The 16,481-nt window shown below is 73.2% G+C and carries 15 protein-coding genes; 7 read left to right on the top strand and 8 right to left on the bottom strand.

Features of this window, described 5'->3' with window-relative positions:
- Positions 1 to 391 precede the first annotated feature (391 nt).
- The 6 genes from Sm713_RS11915 to Sm713_RS11890 all read right to left on the bottom strand — a co-directional run bounded on the left by Sm713_RS11915 (position 392) and on the right by Sm713_RS11890 (position 6,788).
- Positions 392 to 1,840: an NAD(P)/FAD-dependent oxidoreductase gene (locus Sm713_RS11915; protein WP_212909598.1), complete on the bottom strand. Its 1,449-nt coding sequence runs from the start codon at positions 1,838 to 1,840 to the stop codon at positions 392 to 394.
- A 57-nt stretch (positions 1,841 to 1,897) separates the two neighbouring features.
- Complete coding sequence (locus Sm713_RS11910) at positions 1,898 to 2,680, bottom strand: maleylpyruvate isomerase N-terminal domain-containing protein (protein WP_212909597.1); 783 nt, start codon at positions 2,678 to 2,680, stop codon at positions 1,898 to 1,900.
- A complete protein-coding gene (locus Sm713_RS11905) occupies positions 2,677 to 3,456 on the bottom strand; it encodes an enoyl-CoA hydratase/isomerase family protein (RefSeq protein WP_212909596.1) in 780 nt (259 codons plus the stop codon). Before Sm713_RS11905 ends, Sm713_RS11910 begins: the two co-directional genes overlap by 4 nt.
- 376 nt (positions 3,457 to 3,832) lie before the next feature.
- A complete protein-coding gene (locus Sm713_RS11900) occupies positions 3,833 to 4,966 on the bottom strand; it encodes an aminotransferase class I/II-fold pyridoxal phosphate-dependent enzyme (RefSeq protein ID WP_212909595.1) in 1,134 nt (377 codons plus the stop codon).
- Positions 4,963 to 5,673 (bottom strand): PAS domain-containing protein, encoded by a 711-nt coding sequence (locus Sm713_RS11895; RefSeq protein WP_212909594.1) that lies wholly within the window; start codon positions 5,671 to 5,673, stop codon positions 4,963 to 4,965. The genes Sm713_RS11900 and Sm713_RS11895 overlap by 4 nt, the downstream gene beginning before the upstream one ends.
- An 80-nt stretch (positions 5,674 to 5,753) precedes the next feature.
- The gene (locus tag Sm713_RS11890; RefSeq protein ID WP_212909593.1) at positions 5,754 to 6,788 is read right to left on the bottom strand and encodes a DUF4331 family protein; all 1,035 of its coding nucleotides are present in this window, start codon (positions 6,786 to 6,788) and stop codon (positions 5,754 to 5,756) included.
- Between the two features lie 929 nt (positions 6,789 to 7,717).
- Between Sm713_RS11890 and Sm713_RS11885 the strand changes: the two genes are divergently transcribed.
- The 7 genes from Sm713_RS11885 to Sm713_RS11855 all read left to right on the top strand — a co-directional run bounded on the left by Sm713_RS11885 (position 7,718) and on the right by Sm713_RS11855 (position 14,559).
- Positions 7,718 to 9,049: a sensor histidine kinase gene (locus Sm713_RS11885; protein WP_212909592.1), complete on the top strand. Its 1,332-nt coding sequence runs from the start codon at positions 7,718 to 7,720 to the stop codon at positions 9,047 to 9,049.
- Positions 9,046 to 9,453, top strand: a complete 408-nt coding sequence (locus Sm713_RS11880) for a roadblock/LC7 domain-containing protein (RefSeq protein ID WP_212909591.1) — start codon at positions 9,046 to 9,048, stop codon at positions 9,451 to 9,453. The genes Sm713_RS11885 and Sm713_RS11880 overlap by 4 nt, the downstream gene beginning before the upstream one ends.
- The gene (locus Sm713_RS11875) at positions 9,450 to 9,818 is read left to right on the top strand and encodes a DUF742 domain-containing protein (protein ID WP_212909590.1); all 369 of its coding nucleotides are present in this window, start codon (positions 9,450 to 9,452) and stop codon (positions 9,816 to 9,818) included. Before Sm713_RS11880 ends, Sm713_RS11875 begins: the two co-directional genes overlap by 4 nt.
- Entirely contained in the window at positions 9,790 to 10,392 is a 603-nt protein-coding gene (locus tag Sm713_RS11870) for an ATP/GTP-binding protein (protein WP_212909589.1), read from the top strand. Before Sm713_RS11875 ends, Sm713_RS11870 begins: the two co-directional genes overlap by 29 nt.
- Positions 10,389 to 11,630, top strand: a complete 1,242-nt coding sequence (locus tag Sm713_RS11865) for a cytochrome P450 (RefSeq protein WP_212909588.1) — start codon at positions 10,389 to 10,391, stop codon at positions 11,628 to 11,630. Before Sm713_RS11870 ends, Sm713_RS11865 begins: the two co-directional genes overlap by 4 nt.
- 6 nt (positions 11,631 to 11,636) lie before the next feature.
- Entirely contained in the window at positions 11,637 to 12,890 is a 1,254-nt protein-coding gene (locus Sm713_RS11860) for a cytochrome P450 (RefSeq protein WP_212909587.1), read from the top strand.
- 406 nt (positions 12,891 to 13,296) lie between these two features.
- On the top strand, positions 13,297 to 14,559 hold the full coding sequence (locus Sm713_RS11855) for a cellulose-binding protein (RefSeq protein ID WP_212909586.1): 1,263 nt from the start codon (positions 13,297 to 13,299) through the stop codon (positions 14,557 to 14,559).
- A gap of 48 nt (positions 14,560 to 14,607) precedes the next feature.
- Here Sm713_RS11855 and Sm713_RS11850 read toward each other — a convergent pair whose 3' ends face one another.
- Positions 14,608 to 15,153 carry a hypothetical protein gene (locus Sm713_RS11850; protein WP_212909585.1) on the bottom strand — a complete coding sequence of 182 codons (546 nt, stop codon included), beginning with the start codon at positions 15,151 to 15,153 and terminating at the stop codon, positions 14,608 to 14,610.
- Positions 15,154 to 15,158: 5 nt separating this feature from the next.
- Complete coding sequence (locus Sm713_RS11845) at positions 15,159 to 16,118, bottom strand: alpha/beta hydrolase (RefSeq protein WP_212909584.1); 960 nt, start codon at positions 16,116 to 16,118, stop codon at positions 15,159 to 15,161.
- Positions 16,119 to 16,481 lie beyond the last annotated feature (363 nt).

Genomic DNA, 16,481 nt, shown 5'->3' with positions numbered 1-16,481 from the left:
GTATCGAACGGTGCGATCGAACTTCCCCGCCCGCGTACCCGACCGCCCACCCCTGAATCAGGCGGCCAACGGTCAGCCCCAAAGGGGCGCGGGGTGGGGGCACCTCCCCCGCCCTCAAGGCAGTGGGGGAGCGACCAGCCGAAACGAACCGAACGTCGCAAACCAAGCCCGAGGGGCAGGACCCCTGGCCCGCCGCAGGCGAAGAAGCCGCCGCAGGCCAAGAGACGCTGCAAGCGAAGAGAGGCCACAAGCGAAAGGCCGCCGCAAGGCGAAGAGCCGCCGCAGGCGAAAGAACAGCGGGCGAAGGGCAAGGCAGCGGCCCACCGCAACCAGGCAGTCGGCGCCCCGGGCCCGAAAGGGCCCGTGGGCGCCCCGGGCCCAAAGGGGCTCCCTACCGCCGGTAGGCGGCCACCAGGAACATCCACACCTCGCTGACCGTGGGGAAGCACGCGACCGCGTGCCGAAGCCGCTTCAGCGGCACCTCTCCGGCCACCGCGACCGTCGCCGAGTGCAGCAGCTCGCTGACCCCGGGCCCCACGAACGTCACCCCGAGCAACACCTCCCGATCGGCGTCGACGACCATCCGGGCGTGCCCCTGGTACCCGTCGGCGTACAGGTTGGCCCCCTGGGCGGCGTTGAAGTCGAGGTCGACCGTCCTGACGCGGTGGCCCGCACGGGTCGCCTCCTGCTCCGTCAGCCCCACCGCACCCGCCTCGGGGTCGGTGAAGAAGACCTGCGGCACCGCGTGCTGGTCGGCGGTGGTGGCGTGGTCGCCCCACGCGGCGTCGTCCACCGGACGCCCCGCCGCACGCGCGCCGATCGCGTCGCCCGCCGTGCGGGCCTGGTACTTGCCCTGGTGGGTGAGGAGCGCGTGGTGGTTGACGTCGCCCACGGCGTAGAGCCAGCCGCCCTCGACGCCGTCCACCCGGCAGGTGGTGTCGACGTCCAGCCAGGAGCCGGGGGTGAGGCCGACCGTGTCGAGGCCTATGTCGTCGGTGAGCGGGGCGCGGCCGGTGGCGAAGAGCACCTCGTCGGCCTCCAGCTCGCCGCCGTCGTCCAGGGTGAGCGTGACGGGGCCCTTGGGCTCGGGCCGGCGCAGGGCACTGGCCTGCACTCCGATCCGCACGTCCACGCCCGCCTCGGTGAGGCCGCGCGCGACCATCTCCCCCGCGAAGGGCTCCATGCGGGGCAGCAGGGCGCGCCGGGCGAGGAGCGTGACGCGGGAGCCGAGCCCCTGCCAGAGGGTGGCCATCTCGACGCCGACCCCGCCGCCGCCGATGACGACGAGCCGGCCGGGCACGGTGCTGGAGTCGGTGCCGTGCCGGTTGGTCCACGCCCTGGCCTCGTCGACGCCGGGGATGTCGGGCAGCAGGGGCCGGCTGCCGGTGGCGATGCCTACGGCGTGCCGTGCGACGAGGGTCTGCCGGGTGCCGTCCGCGGTGGTGACGACGACCTGCCGGGGACCGTCGATCCGGCCGTGCCCGCGGAACAGGTCGACGCCGCCGGAGGTGAGGGAGGCGGCCTGCCCGGAGTCGTCCCAGCCGGTCACGTAGCGGTCGCGGCGGGCGAAGACGGCGGAGGTGTCGAGCGGGCCCGTGACGGCCTGCCGGGCGCCGTCCACGCGCCGGGCGTCGGCGACCGCGATGATCGGCCGCAGCAGCGCCTTGCTGGGTACGCAGGCCCAGTAGGAGCACTCGCCGCCCACCAGCTCGCGCTCCACGGCGGCCACGCTGAGGCCGGCGGCGCGTGCGCGGTCGGCGAGGTTCTGGCCGACCGGGCCCGTGCCCAGCACGACCACGTCGTAGGTGAGGGTTGCCTGGTTGTCTCGTGAGTCGGTCATCGTCTCTCGTATCGGAGTCGGGGCTGATAGCAGCGGGGCTGATGGTGCGGCCACTCGTCACAAGCCTGGAAAGAGCGCCCGCAGGTCGTCGACGGTGACCGGCCCCTCGGTGGTCACCGGGTCCGTGGGGCGGCCGCGGCCGTGCAGCAGGCGCAGCACCGCCTCGGCGGGACCGGCGAGCAGGCCGGTGGGGTCGACGGGTTCCACGGGGAAGAGGTGCAGTTCCTCGCCGATGTCGAGGAAGAGGGTGCGGCCGGTGTCGGTGAGCCGCACGCGGATCCGGTGCGGCGCGAGGCGCGCCCGGGTGTCCGCGTCGCAGTACCGTCCGGCCACGAGGTCGATCCGTTCCCACAGCAGGGCGGTCTCGGCCGGGGGCACGGTCGCCGACGCGTCCAGGGCCACCTCGATGTCCCAGGCGCGCAGGGCCTGCTCCGACAGCCGGTGGCCGAGGTAGCCGGCGACGTCGAGCAGGCCGGTCGGGTACGGCACCCGCGCCGTCCTCAGCTCCGCCTCGCCGAGGGAGCCCAGCAGCTCGCGGTGGCGCCGGTCCGCCTGGAGCCAGGCGTCACGCTGTGCCCAGGGGGACAGCGCGTCCCACCGCGCCCCCACCGCGAGCATGTCCCGCCGGTCGGGGCCGCGGGTGTCGCCGGCGAGGCCGCGTGCGACGAGGCCCGTGCAGACCTCGGTGCCGGAGCCCAGGTGGGACAGCACCCGGGCGATGCTCCAGCCCTCGGCGCCCGAGGGCGCGGCCAGCTCGGCGGGGCCGAGTGACGCGACGGTGCGCGCGAGCCGCAGAGAGGTGGCGCCCAGCGCCCGGAGCCGGCGGTTCGCCGGTGTCATGTGTCCTGGCCCTGGTGGGCCAGGTCCGCTGCGGTGAGGCCCTCCAGGGCCATGCCGAGCTGGGTGCCCTCGGCCATCCGGCGGCTGATCCGCTGCCGGAGGGTGATCGCCAGGTAGCGCGTCAGCAACCGCGGCCTGGCGGCCAGCTGCTCGGCGAGTTCCCGGGCCCGTGGCAGCACCTCGGCGAGCGGCAGCACCTCGGCGACGGCTCCCCAGCGCTCGGCCTGCTCGGCGGTGAACGAGCCCTGGGTGAGCGTCAGGTACCGGGTGCGGGCCGCCCCGATCGCCTCCTCCCAGGCGATCTGGACGCCGTCGCCGGGGACGATGCCGAACGTGAGGTGCGGGAAGTCGGAGAAGACGGCGGTGTCGGCGGCGACGACGATGTCCGCGAGCAGCGCGTACTCGCTGTGCACGGACGCGGGGCCGTTCACCGCGGCGATGATCGGCATCTCCAGGTCCACCAGGCGCTGCATCACGCGGCGGCCCTCGGCGATGGTGCGGTCCCACTCGGCGGGTTTGGTGATGTCGCCGAGGCTCGGGCCGTCGATGTCGGTCATGAAGCGGTCGCCGGTGCCGGTGAGCACCAGCACGCGGTTGTCCCGGTCGTCCCCGATCTCGAACAGGGCCCGGGGCAGGTCGGTGTGCAGCCGCCCGGTGAACGTCGCCGGGCCGCCGCCGGTGTGAAAGCGGACCGTGAGCACGCCCGCCTCGGAGCGCTCCATGGCGATGTTCTCGAAGGCGTGGAAATAGGCGGGTGCCTTTGCGGTGCTGGGCATCGTGACTCCTGGGGTTCGCCGGGGCCGTGCGGTGTCCGCAGGTCCCACGCAACCACCGCCGCGCGCCCGATGCAGCACCCGTCCCAGTCGCATCGCCTACAGCGGCCATGAGCCGTGCTTATGGCGCCGCCGCGAACCCCGCCGCGAGCCCTGACGGGGCGACGGCCACCGCACACCGCCATCGTCGAACGGATCACGCCACGCGCCGCCGGGAGATCAGGCCCGCGGCGGCCGTTCGGGTGAGAGGTCACCACGAATGGGCCCGGCCACGCGCCGCGTCACGTTCCGCATCCCGCGCCCCCGCGACCGGCCGCACCCCGCACCCCGTCGCCGGTCCCGGCCACCGCCCTCCGGGCCGTCACCGCCCCGCCGACCGTCACCGCCCCGACCGCAGCCACTCCCCGAACGCGGCCAGGCCCTCCTCCGGGTGGGCCCGTCCGACGCCGATGCGGAACCGGTCGGTGGGCGTCGGGGTGAGGTCGGAGCGGTAGACGCCCGCGGGCAGCAGCAGGACGCCGGCCTCCGCGACCAGGCGCGCGCAGAACTCCTCCACTCCCTCCGGGCCGAGGTAGCGGGGGAACGCCACGCAACCGCCGTCCGGCGCCCGCCACTCGAACAGGTCGGGGTGCTCCGCGAAGAACGCGTCGAAGAGGGGGAGGTTGCGGGCGATCAGCGCGCGGTTGCGCTCCAGGATCGCCGCCCGGGCCTCCAGCGCGATCCTGGCCAGGAACTCGCTGGGGGCGGCGTTGCAGATGGTGGTGTAGTGCTTGGCCCGTTCCAGCCGGGACAGCAGCTCCCGGTCGCGGCAGGCGATCCAGCCGATCCTGAGGCCCGGCAGGCCGAGCGCCTTGGACGTCACGTTCAGCGAGAGGGCGCGTTCGGACAGGTCCGCGGCCTGCGGCAGGGTGCGGTCCCGATCGCGCTCCAGGCCGCGGTAGACCTCGTCGCTGAACAGCCGGATCCCCCGCTCGTCGCAGAGCCGGGCCAGCGCGGCGAAGTCGGCGGCCCCGAGGACCTTGCCGGTGGGGTTGTGGGGGAAGTTCACCGACACCACGCGGGTGTTCGGGCGGAGTGCGGCACGCACCTCGTCGAGGTCCAGCGCCCAGTCGTCGCCCGGGTCGAGGGCGACGCCCGTGACCTCGCACAGCGAGCGCGGGACGGTCTCGGCGGCCTGGTAGTTGGGCGTGATGACGACCGCGTGGTCGCCGGCGTCCAGCAGCACCTGCATCGCCAGGTACAGGCCTTCCTCGGCGCCGGCGAAGCAGAGCACGTCGGCGGCGTCCGCCCGGTCGTACGTGGCGGCTATCGCCTCCCGCAGGTCCGGCGCGCCGAACGTCTCGGTGTAGCCCAGGGACAGGCTCTCGAACGCGGCGCGGTCCTCGTCGCCGGCGAGGTCGAGCAGCTCGCGCAGGGTCATGGTCTGCGCGTCCGAGGCGGTCATGTGGTACCGCGCGGTGAACTCCCAGCGGGAGAAGTAGCTCTCCAGGCGGAAGTCGGGCAGGCGTGTCACCGTGTGCGCTCCTTCGTGTCCGCCGCTCTGCGGGCGGATAGCAGGCCGTAGAGGGTGGACCGGGAGACCCGGAGGGCGGCGGCGACGGCGGGTGCCGCCCGGCGGACGGCGAACACCCCGGCCTCGTCGAGACGGCCGAGGACGGCCAGGCGGTCGGCGCGGGTCAGCCGCTCCACCGGGCGCCCGCACTCGCGCACGTACGCGCCGACGACCTGCTGGACACGCTCGTTCCAGTCCTGCTCGAACAGCGGCTCGGGCCGGCTCGCCACCGGGGCGGCGAACGCGGAGAGCACGGCCGCGGCCTGCTCAAGCGGCGTCCGGTCCAGGTTGACACAGAGCACCGCCGAGGGCGCGCCGTCGGCCGCCCGCAGCACCGCGCTCACCGACGTCAGGCGCCGGCCGTCGGCGAGCAGCTTCTCGTACGGCCCGAAGACGTCACGGGACGCCGGGTCGAGGGCGTCCAGCTCGCCCAGCAGCGACGGATCGCCCGGACCGCGCGCGGTCATCGGGTTCCAGATCGCGAGGACCCGGTCCGTGCCCGGGTCGTGGAGGACGACTTCGGCGTACGGGCTGAGCAGCAGCGCGACGGCCCGCCCCACGGGTGCCCACATCCGGACCCGGGGGTCGGCGCCCTCGCGGTCCTCGCCGCCACCGCCTCCGCCGCTCTCCCCCTCGCTCCCGTCGGGGTTCCGCTCCGCGCTCCTCATGACCTGGACCGTACGTCCATGTTGGATGAAACGTCCATCCGGGGTCAGGCAAACCGCACATGGGGGGGCGGCCGACCGGATCAGGCCACCGGGTGCACGTAGGGGAAGCCGGCGGTCGGGCGCACCGGGACCGCGGTCTGGTCGAGGCCGATGGTGCACGCCGTGTTGGTGGCGAGGGAGAACATCACCTCGGGTGCGTTGTCGGTGAGGGAGCGGCCGTTCCACCCGGCGAAGCCGAACTCGGCCGGGGTGCCGATGATGTACGGGAGCTGGTTGGGGCAGATCCGCTCGGCGACGGCGACGCCGTGCGCGCGCGGGTTCTGCGCGCTGCCGTGGGCGGCGACGACGGCTGCGACCATGTCGGCCACGGACTCGCCGTAGTGGTCCATGTCGTCGCCGGGCAGGGTGACGTTGAGCCGGTCGCCGAGGTCGTCGTCGTGCTGGGCGAAGAGCGGGTGGACCATCGGGATGCCGGCGCGGTTGACGGGGCGCCAGCCGCCGGCGTCGGTGGCGAGGCTGGCGAGGGCCCACACCTCGATGCGCAGCTCGTCCCCGGTGGCGTCGAGCAGCACGCGGTCGGGGATCTCCAGCACCGTCGCGTAGATCTCGTTGTCGGCGAACGCGTTCCGCGCGCGGGCCGGGTCCCAGCCGGACAGGTCCACCCGGGTGCCGTTCGCGAACGCCTCGCCGATGGCGCCCAGCACGGTGGGCTCGATCCAGAACGGGTCGTGCGCCCTGCCCGCCCACACCCGCAGGCCCCCCTCGCCGACCACGGGGGTGCCCGTGGCGCCCTTGACGAGCAGCGTGCCCTCGGCCGCGGGATCGGCGGCGTCGGCGCCGGTGAGCCGGTACAGGCGCACCTCCTGGCGGCCGGAGGCGTCCGGAGCGCCGTAGGCGAACCGGTAGGTCAGCTCCTCCACACCGTCGTCGTTGACGTCGATCCGGAACTCGTACCGCGCTTCCGGATGGAACCCCTTCGGGGCGTCCTCGCCGGCCGCGGACGGGCACACGTCCAGCACGAAGACGGTCCCGGTCTCGCCGCGGAAGACATACAGGTCCGTGATGTCCAGGCGAACGTCCTGGCGGGCGAGGGGCGAGTCGAGATGGTGTGACATGCGGAAAGTCAACCAGTATGTCCCGTCGCGCAGCCAGGGCACACGCCCCCGTGCCGCCGCGCTCACCCTTCCAGCCCCGGCGCCGCACGCCCGGTGGCACCGGGACGCGCCCGCCGGCGCCGTGCCGCGATCCCCTCCGAAGGTTCGTCCCGCACCTGGCTAACGAACCCTCACGTCACGCTATCCTCAGTGATGCACACCGGTTAGTGTGACGATGCGCACACACGGCGCAACCGGCTGCTGCGGCCCGTACGGGCGACCCGGAGGAAGTGCAGATCATGTACGGCATCGCCGGCGGGCGGAGGCCCGTCGCAAGCGAACCGAACTGGCTGCCGGGGTACAGCGGTTCGACCCCGTCGCGGGCCGGCGAGGACGCCATGGACCGCCGCGGAGCGCCCGCGTGCCGAGCGAGACCCAGGAGCCGGCCGGGCCCCGTCGAGGGCCGCGGCGACGCACCGGCGCCGAAGCCCGAGCCGAGACGCACGCCGATGCGGAAGCCGTGCCGAGCATGGAAGCGGAAGCCGGACCGGACGCCGGAGCGGAGCGCGGTACCCGCGCGGCAACCGTCGCCGGAACCGCCGGACCGCCCCACCGGGGCAGGCCCGGCCCTGGGCCGTGTCCGGCGGATCTTCGTGGGCCCGCGACGCCTGGTACCGCACCTCGCCGCGTTGTCGGAGTCATCCGAGTACGCCCAGTACGAGGACGATCCTCCGCCTTGCGATGCTCCCCCACAGCCTGAAAGGCGTGGGAGGTGCCCCCAGCACCAGACGCCGCAGGCTGATCCACGAAGATCCGCCGGACCCGACCTAGCCCCGTACGCGCCGCGCCGGGTCCACCGGCGCCGCATCCGGCGCCGTCCCCGCTCCTGAACCCCCACGCGCGGTCCCACCGCCGCGCCTGCCACATCTCCCCCTATGCCAGAGGATCCGATGACCTCCCTCATACAGGACGTGCTGCTGTGCGTACCCGCCGGCGGCATGGTCGCCGCCGGCACGGTCGCGGTGCGCTACTACCGCAAAGCGGCCGAACGCGGGCGCCGCCTGACGACACTCCACGCCTCCCTCGCCGACGCGGAGCGGCGCGCGGCCGAGGCCCGCAGGCAGGTGACCCTGCGGGACGAGGAGGCCGCGCACCTCGCCGAGGCCCGCCTGCCCGGCCTCGTGTACGCGTTGCAGCAGAGCATCGGCGACCTCGCCTCCTGCGGCGGCCCCCGCCACCAGATGCTCGCCGACACCGCCACCGGCAAGGCGTACCTGACCGTCCTCGAAGAGGTGAACTCCCTGACGGTCGCGGCCGCCGAGCGCGCGGAGGCGGCGTCCCGGGCCGCCGTGCAGGCCGTCACGCGCTCCGTCCAGGCGCTCGTCTACGAGCAGCAGGCGGCCATCACCAAGCTGCTCGACACCGAGCACGACGAGAGACTGCTGGAGCTGGTCCAGCCGATCGACCACACCGGCAACCAACTGGCCCGCCGCCTGCAGATCCTGGGCGTGCTCACCGACATGTGGCCCGGCCGGCAGCGCGACGACGTGCCGCTGCTGGACGCGGTGCGCGGCGGCGTCTCCCGGATCCGGGACTTCCAGCGGGTGAAGGTGCCCAGCGAGTCGCCGCACTGGGTCGCCAGCCGGTACGTCGAGCCGGTGGTGCTCGCTGTCGCCGAGCTGCTCGACAACGCCGCCCGGCACAGCGCCCCCACCACCCCGGTGGAGGTCAGCTTCCTGGAGGCGCACCACGGCGTCAGCATCGAGATCCACGACGCGGGCCCCGGCATGGCCCCCGAGGCCCGCGAGCTGGCCGGGCGCCGGCTCTCCGGGAAGGACCCGGTGATGCTCACCGAGCTGAAGGTGCCGCCGAGCTTCGGCCACCTCGGTGTCGGACGGCTCGCCGCCAAGTACGGCTTCCGCGTCTCGATCGACGAGGAGCACTCGGTGCACGGCGGCGTGCGCGCCGTGTTGCACCTGCCCCGCGCGCTGCTCACGACGCCCGGCTCCGGCGCCCGGCCCGAGGCCGAGCCCGCCGAACCGGCCGAGCCGGAGCGGAAGGCCCCGCAGGACGTCGTGGAGAGCAGCCCGGAGGCCCCGCCGGCCGCCGACGACTACCCGGTGGCGGACGACGGGCTGCCCCTGCGCCGCCGTTCCCGGAACCGCAAGCCCGTCCCCAGCCGTCCGGCGACCGTCCCGCCGACCCCAGGCTCCGGCCAGAACCTGGCGGCGTTCGTCCGCGCCACCGAGTCCGCCCGCACCACCCATGAGGAGACATCGTGACCAAGAACCCCGACGTGAGCTGGATCCTGGACGAACTGGTCAAGGCGCCGCACGCGCGGCACGCGGTGCTGCTGTCCGCCGACGGGCTGCAGCGGGCGGCGTCCTCGGAAGTGAAGCCGGACGTGGCCGACCGTGTCTCGGCGATCGCCTCGGGCATGCAGTCCCTCAGCCGCAACGGCGGCGACTTCGTCAGCGCGAAGCCGACGGCGTGGCAGCAGACGATGGTGCAGTTCCAGGACGGCTTCCTGTTCGTCATCGCCGCCGCCGACGGTGCCTACCTGGTGGCCTCCGCGGGACCCGACGTGGACGTCTCCGCGTTCTCCTACGACATGGCCAAGATGGTGGAGCGCCTCGGCGACGAGATGGCCGTGGCACCGCGTGAACCGCAAGCCGAGAGCGCATGAGTGCCGCACGGCGCGGGGGCGACCGGCTGGTGCGGACGTACGTGGTCACCGGCGGCAGGTCGCACGCCAGCCGCAACCACTTCGACCACGTCACGCTCGTCTCGCTGTCCGGCGCCGCCGCCCACCTCGGCCGCGCCCAGCTCACCCCCGAACACGTCCGGATCCTCGAAGTGCTGGCCGGCAGCGCCCAGTCGGTCGCCGAGCTGGCGGCACTGCTGTCGCTGCCGCTGAGCGTCATGCGCATCCTGCTGGCCGACCTGATGGACTCCGGGCACATCTCCACCGGGCCGCGCAGCACGCAGAGCCCTGAAACCGACCGCCGCACGCTGCTGGAGGATGTCCTTGCCGGCCTTCGCCGCCTCTGATGCCCCACCGATCCTGCGAGGCGACGAGCGGACCGCGAAGATCCTCGTCGCCGGCCACTTCGGTGCCGGGAAGACCACGCTGGTCCACTGCCTGTCGCAGATCGCGCCCGTCAGCACCGAGGAGGTGATGACGACCGCCGGCGCGGGGATCGACACCACCGACCTGCCGAACAAGGCGACCACCACGGTCGCCATGGACTTCGGCCGCCTCTCCCTGACGGACGACCTCGTCCTGTACCTGTTCGGCGCGCCGGGCCAGCCCCGCTTCTACCCCGTGCTCCAGGACCTGGCCGTGGGCGCGCTCGGCGCGCTGGTGCTCGCCGACACCAGACGCCTCGCCGAGACCTACCCGATCCTCCAGCTCGTCGAGGACCTGGGCCTGCCCTACACCGTCGCCATCAACCTCTTCGACGGCGCGCCCGTCGTCCCCGAGCAGCGCCTGCGGGAGGTCATGGACCTCGCGCCCGAGACGCCGCTGGTGACCTGCGACGCCCGGGACAAGGCCAGCTCGCGCGACGCGCTGATCGTCCTCATCAGCCATCTGCTCACCCTGACGCCGGAGCCGAGCCAGTGACCGCACCGACCGCACCGTTCACGCCTCCCGAGGCCGACGACCCGCTGCCGATCCACGGGGACGCCTTCAGCGCCGACCCGCACGCCACCTACGACCGGCTGCGCGCCCGCGGGCCGATCGCGCCGGTGGAGATCTCCCCCGGCGTCTACGGCTACCTGGCCGTCGGCTACCGGGCGGCCGTGTACCTGCTGCGGAACACGCCGGCCAGGTTCGCCAAGGACCCCGGCCAGTGGGAGGCGTTGAAGAAGGGCGAGGTGCCGGCGGACAGCCCGGCCGCGCTGATGATGCACCCGCGTGACAACGCGCTGTGGAAGGACGGCCCCGACCACGCCAGGCTGCGCAAGGCGATCACCACGAGCATGGCCCGCGTCGACACCCACGCGCTGGTCTCCTCGGTGAACGCCATCGCCGACCACCTCATCGACGTCTTCTCCACGGAGGGGAAGGCCGACCTGGTCGCGCAGTACGCCGAGCCGCTGGCGATGCTCACCGTGATCTACCTGTTCGGCTCGCCGCCGGAGCTCGGCGAGCAGATCGTGTACGCGGTGACGCGGCTGTTCGACGCGGGCGCCGACGCCGCGCAGGCCAACGCCGACCTGGAGAAGGCGTGCCTGGAGCTGACCCGGCTGAAGAGGGAGCGGCCGCGGCACGACGTCACCAGCCACCTGATCGAGGCGGGGCTCACCGACTCGGAGATGGCGCAGACGATCCTGCTGGTCTTCGGTGCCGCGGCGCCCCCCACCGCCAGCCACATCGGGCACGGCCTGCGGCGGGTGCTCACCGACGAGAGCTTCGCCGGCAGCGTGCACGACGGCGTCAGGCCGGTCTCGGACGCGCTGGAGGAGCTACTGTGGGAGAACCCGCCCATCCCCAACTACTCCCCCCTCTACGCGCTCGGCGAGCAGAGCTTCGAAGGCGTGCACCTGGCGCCGGGCTATCCGATCCTTGTCAGCTTCGCCGGCGCCAACGGCGATCCAGGGCTGAAGGTTCCGCCCGCCGCCCGGGCGGGCAATCGCGGCCATCTCGGCTTCTCGGCCGGAGTGCACGCCTGTCCGGCGCCCGACCTTGCACGTGTCATCGCGGAGACGGCGCTGGAGCGCGCCCTCGACCGGCTCCCCGGTCTCGACCTCGCCGTACCCGACAGTGAGCTGCGCAACAGGCCCGGCACCTTCCTCGCCGGGCTGACGGCGCTGCCCGTGATGTTCCACCCCGACACCAGAACGGCTATCGGAAGGTGAACCGTCATGACCGCCAACCCCCAGGTAACCGGATGTCCTTACGCACTTGACCCCTCAGCCGCCGATATCCATGCCGAGGCGTCCGCTCTGCGGGCCCTCGGCCCGGCGGCCCGTGTGACGCTCCCCGGCGGGATCGACGCATGGTCCGTGACCGACCCGCACCTGATACGCCGCCTGCTCGTCCACCCGCACATCTCGAAGGACGCGCACCAGCACTGGCCCGCCTACGTCCGCGGGGAGATACCCGCGGACTGGCCGCTGCGGATCTGGGTCGACGTCCGCAACGCCCTGACGGCCCACGGCGCCGAGCACCGCCGCCTGCGGCGCCCGCTGGCCGCGGCGTTCAGCACCCGCCGGGTGCGCGCGCTCGCGCCCCGCATCGAGGAGATCACCGCCGCTCTCCTCGACGAACTCGCCACCGCGGCCCCGGACGAGACCGTCGACCTGCGCGCCCGCTTCGCCTGGCGCCTGCCGCTCCTCGTCGTCAACAGCGTGCTGGGCGTGCCCGACCACCTGCACGACGCGTTCCGGGACGGCATCGGCGCCCTCTTCGCCACCGACCTCACGCCCGAGGAGGCGGCCGAGGCCCCGGTGCGGTTCTACGGGCTCTGCGGCGAGCTGATCGCCCACAAGCGGGAGAACCCGGGCGACGACGTGACGACCGCCCTCGTCGCCTCGCACGCCGAGGGCGAGCTGACGGACCAGGAGCTCGCCGACAGCCTGATGCTCCTCATCGGCGCCGGCCACGAGACCACGGTCAACCTCCTGGACCACTCGGTGGTCGACCTCCTCACCCACCCCGACCAGCTCGCCCTGGCCACCACCGGCCAGACGCCGTGGGAGCAGGTCGTCGAGGAGGCGCTGCGGCACGAGGCGCCGATCGCCACCATCCTCCTGCGGTTCGCCGTGCACGAGGTGGTGGACGATCCCACCGGCGTGGTCTTCGCCGAGGGCGACGCGATCGCCATCAACTATGCCGCCGCGGGCCGCGACCCGGGGGTGCACGGCGAGGACGCCGACCTGTTCGACATCGGCCGCGCGGCCTCCCACGAGCACCTGGCCTTCGGCCACGGCGTGCACCTGTGCGTGGGAGCCGAACTCGCCCGCATCGAGGTCTGCATCGCGCTGGCCGCGCTCTTCGCCCGCTTCCCCGGCCTGCGCCTGGCCGTCGACCCCGACCGGCTCCGGCCGCTGCCGAGCCTCATCTCCAACGGCCACCAGCAGCTTCCCGTCGTCCTCGGGGCGGCAGCAGCCGCCTGACGCCCACCGAAGGCCGCGGCCGGGCCTTGGGTCTTTCGATCGAGAGGCCCTCAGCCCGGACGGCCTGAACCGTGCCGCCCGGCCGCGCCCGCCGCCGGGCGGCACTTCTTCGCCACCCCAACTCCGTTGCCGTCAGGCGGGGTTGCGCGTTCGACGGCCGTCCTTCTACCGTTCCCGTGTACTGGGCCGCGGTTGAGGCCTGGGGCAGGTTCGACGCCGGTGGGGATCCGGGGCAGACCCGACGGCGGTGGGACCTGGGGGCAGCTTCGACGCCATCGTGGTCCGCACTTCCCACGATCCGGTGTGCACCGAGGGGCAGACGACTCCATGGCGGGCGAATCTCCATGCCGTCCGGCCGGGGCCGTTCCCGTCGCCTGCGCGCCCTCCCCCATGGAGGTCCCCAGAAATGCGCTTCCACCGCTATCGGCCCCGGGTGTGGGCAACCGCGGTCTTCGTGGCCGTGGCCGGCCTCCTGGCCGCCACCCCCGGCGCGGGGGCATTATCCGCCGGCGACCTGAGCGCCGCACCGCAGATCCGGGCCGGCGTCGAGGACGACGGCGCCGACTGCGCGGTCGCCACCCCCGGCACCGGGCCCTCGAACTCGAAGCTTCCCGACCCGTTCACCAGGCTCAACGGCACGCGCATCACCGCCAGGTCCGACTGGCGCTGCCGCCGCGAGGAGATCAAGAAGACGGCCGAGAAGTACGTCTACGGCGAGAAGCACGCCAAGCCGGCCTCCGTCACGGGCACGGTCTCCCGGACCGGCATCACCGTGAACGTCTCCGACCAGGGCAAGAGCGCCGGCTTCTCGGCGTCGGTGTCGCTGCCGAGCGGTTCCGGCCCCTTCCCGGCGGTCGTCGTCTTCGGCGGATTCGGCGCCGACACGGCCACCATCAGGGCCTCCGGCGCCGCCGTCATCAACTACGACCCGTACGCCGTCGGCAAGGAGGGCACGCCCCGGAACAACAAGCAGGGCGCCTACTACAGCATCTACGGCTCGTCGAGCAGCACGGGCCTGCTGATGGCCTGGGCCTGGGGCGTCAGCCGCATCATCGACGTCATCGAGCAGTCGGGCGGGAGCATCCTCCGCTCGGACGCGACCGGCGTGACGGGATGCTCCCGGTTCGGCAAGGGCGCCTTCGTCACCGGCGCGTTCGACCAGCGCATCGCCCTGACCATGCCCATCGAGTCGGGCACCGCCGGCGCCCCGATCTTCCGCGGGATCCCCGGGGAGAGCGGCTCCCAGCCGCTGAGCAGCGCCTACAGCGAGCAGCCGTGGTTCGGCGACGCCTTCAGCCCGTTCACGGGCAACCCGAACTCGCTGCCCGTGGACACCCACGAGATGGTCGGCATGATCGCGCCGCGGGGCCTGTTCATGATGGAGAACCCGCACGTGGACTGGCTGGGCGCCAGGTCCGGCAGCGTGGCGGCCCTGGGCGGGGCCGAGGTCTACAAGGCGCTCGGTGCCGGGAGCAACATCAGCTACTGGTCCGACGTCCAGGACGGCACGCACTGCGCCGTCAGGTCGGAGTGGAAGGCTCCGTTGCAGCAGAGCATCCAGAAGTTCCTGCTGGGCACGGGCAACCCGCCCAACGTCTTCCGGATCTCCGGCAGCAAGGCGGGCAACCTGTCGCAGTGGCGTGACTGGACGACTCCGACGCTGTCGTAGTCGCAGGGCCCGCCCGGTAGGCCGACTCGCCTCCCGGGCGGGCCGGCGTCAGCCCGCCGCCCCGCCGCCGTTCCGCTCGGCGAGGCAGCGGAGCGTCGTGAGCTGGCGCCGCATCATGAGCAGGTCGCCCCAGGCCATCGAGCGGATGTGGAGCGTCCCGAACGCTCCCGGCCGCCGGCCCACCACCATCTTCACCACGAGACGGGTGGTCCCCGGCGCCACCTCCAGCACCCGGTAGCTGAGCGCGAAGTCGCCGAAGGCCCGGCGCGCCCAGGGCACGTCCAGGATCATCGTCAGGTGGCCGTCCGGCTCGTAGTCGACCAGCTTGAAGATGGTCATGACCCGCTGGCCCACGTCGAGGCGGTCGGCGCCCTCGGTCAGCGTCCGCGGGCTCCTGCGGCCGAAGTTGTCCAGGTAGTCGTAGCTGTAGGGGGCGACCTTGAGCTGGCAGAGCCAGCGGAAGACGGTGCCGCGGTCCGCGCGCACGGTCACCGCCCGGAACCATTGCTCGGTGCGGCCCGGAAGCAGGTCGTCGCACGGGTACGCGGCTGCCTGCTCCTCCGGCAGCGCCCCCCAGATCGTCGGCACGGTCACGGCGGCTACCCCAGCGCCCGCTTCACGAAGTCCAGCACGCGCGAGCGGTACTCGTCCGGCGCCGACTTGATCCCCTGGAGGTGGTCCGTCCCCGGCAGCACGCAGACCTCGGCCTTCGGATACTCCGCCGCGACCGCGCGCACCCCCTCCAGCGGGATCACCCTGTCGTCCTCGCCGGCGACGAAGAGCAGCGGCGCCCGCAGGTACGCGTCCTCGGCGGGCGGGGGCCACTCGCCTTGCAGCATCGCCGTGCCGAGGAAGCCGAACACCCTGCTCAGCACGGACAGGGCGGGCTCGGTGCGCAGCGGCGCGGGAGCCGGAACCCCCTTCGCGTTCACGAAGTTGCGGAAGAGCGGCGGGATGCGCATGGCGGGGCCGCTGTCGCAGACGATGGCGTCCACGCGGCTCTCCGGGCGCTTCAGCACGAAGAGGGAGGGGAACGCGGAGAAGGAGAAGCCGAACACCGCGAACCGCGCGTCCGCGTACGGGCCGAGGGCCCGGACGTGCTCGACGACGAGGGCGACGTCGTCCGTGAAGCGCTCGGCCAGGCCCCAGAAGGCGCGGTCCGTGCTGCTCCTGCCATGGTTGCGGTGGTCGAACAGGGCGACCGTGTAGCCGGCGTCGTGCAGGAACTTCGCCTGGCCGAGCGTGGCGGACTTGCTCAGGCCGATGCCGTGGCCGACCACGACCACGCGGTCACTGTCGCCGGGGGCCAGCCAGACGTGCAGGCTGCGGCCCTTCCCGAAGGGGACCCATGCCTCCGTGACCGGGAGGTCGAAGTCGTCCGGGACGCGATGGTAGGGGCGGCGTGGGGGGTGGTAGATGAAGTAGGAGAGGAAGGCGCCGTAGAAGGGGACGAGGGGGACGGCGAGGACGGACAGGGTTCTCGTCAGCCACGAGGGGCGGCGCTTCTCGCGGCTCTGCGTGGGCGTCCGGCCGGTGGGCCGGTCCTCGGTCCCGCTCATCGGTTCTCCCCGTTCACTGCTGCCGGTCCCGGTCATTGTGCCCGCGCCTCCGGCCGCAGTGCGGTGCTTGTCAGCAAACTGCCAGGGGCGGCGGAGTTCGACAGTGCGGGTGCGTCGTGGTCTTTCTGCGCAGTTCCCCGCGCCCCTCATCAGGAACCGGCCCCTTGCGGTCGTTCGTTGACTACCTGTCCGTCGTGGTTCTTTGCGCAGTTCCCCGCGCCCCTTATCGGACCTGGCCCCTGCCATCATTCGTTGACTGCCGGCCCATCGTGGTTCTCTGCGTCCACCAGCCGCGCCCCGTAGGGGCGCGGGGAACTGCGCGAGCAACCCACCATCCGCAGGTGGTCCCAAGGCGGCGGAATC

This window comes from Streptomyces sp. TS71-3 (assembly GCF_018327685.1).
GTDB lineage: Bacteria > Actinomycetota > Actinomycetes > Streptomycetales > Streptomycetaceae > Streptomyces.
The sequence above is the reverse complement of the archived record's forward strand: the minus strand, read 5'-3'. Positions and strand labels throughout refer to the sequence as shown.

Excerpts from the sequence above, each read along its gene's own strand:
- Sm713_RS11870 (WP_212909589.1), top strand. The coding sequence starts at position 9,790 with ATGTCCTTGCCGGCCTTCGCCGCCTCTGATGCCCCACCGATCCTGCGA.
- Sm713_RS11875 (WP_212909590.1), top strand. The coding sequence starts at position 9,450 with ATGAGTGCCGCACGGCGCGGGGGCGACCGGCTGGTGCGGACGTACGTG.
- Sm713_RS11860 (WP_212909587.1), top strand. The coding sequence starts at position 11,637 with ATGACCGCCAACCCCCAGGTAACCGGATGTCCTTACGCACTTGACCCC.
- Sm713_RS11910 (WP_212909597.1), bottom strand. The coding sequence starts at position 2,680 with ATGACACCGGCGAACCGCCGGCTCCGGGCGCTGGGCGCCACCTCTCTG.
- Sm713_RS11915 (WP_212909598.1), bottom strand. The coding sequence starts at position 1,840 with ATGACCGACTCACGAGACAACCAGGCAACCCTCACCTACGACGTGGTC.
- Sm713_RS11895 (WP_212909594.1), bottom strand. The coding sequence starts at position 5,673 with ATGAGGAGCGCGGAGCGGAACCCCGACGGGAGCGAGGGGGAGAGCGGC.
- Sm713_RS11845 (WP_212909584.1), bottom strand. The coding sequence starts at position 16,118 with ATGAGCGGGACCGAGGACCGGCCCACCGGCCGGACGCCCACGCAGAGC.
- Sm713_RS11885 (WP_212909592.1), top strand. The coding sequence starts at position 7,718 with ATGACCTCCCTCATACAGGACGTGCTGCTGTGCGTACCCGCCGGCGGC.
- Sm713_RS11905 (WP_212909596.1), bottom strand. The coding sequence starts at position 3,456 with ATGCCCAGCACCGCAAAGGCACCCGCCTATTTCCACGCCTTCGAGAAC.
- Sm713_RS11890 (WP_212909593.1), bottom strand. The coding sequence starts at position 6,788 with ATGTCACACCATCTCGACTCGCCCCTCGCCCGCCAGGACGTTCGCCTG.
- Sm713_RS11855 (WP_212909586.1), top strand. The coding sequence starts at position 13,297 with ATGCGCTTCCACCGCTATCGGCCCCGGGTGTGGGCAACCGCGGTCTTC.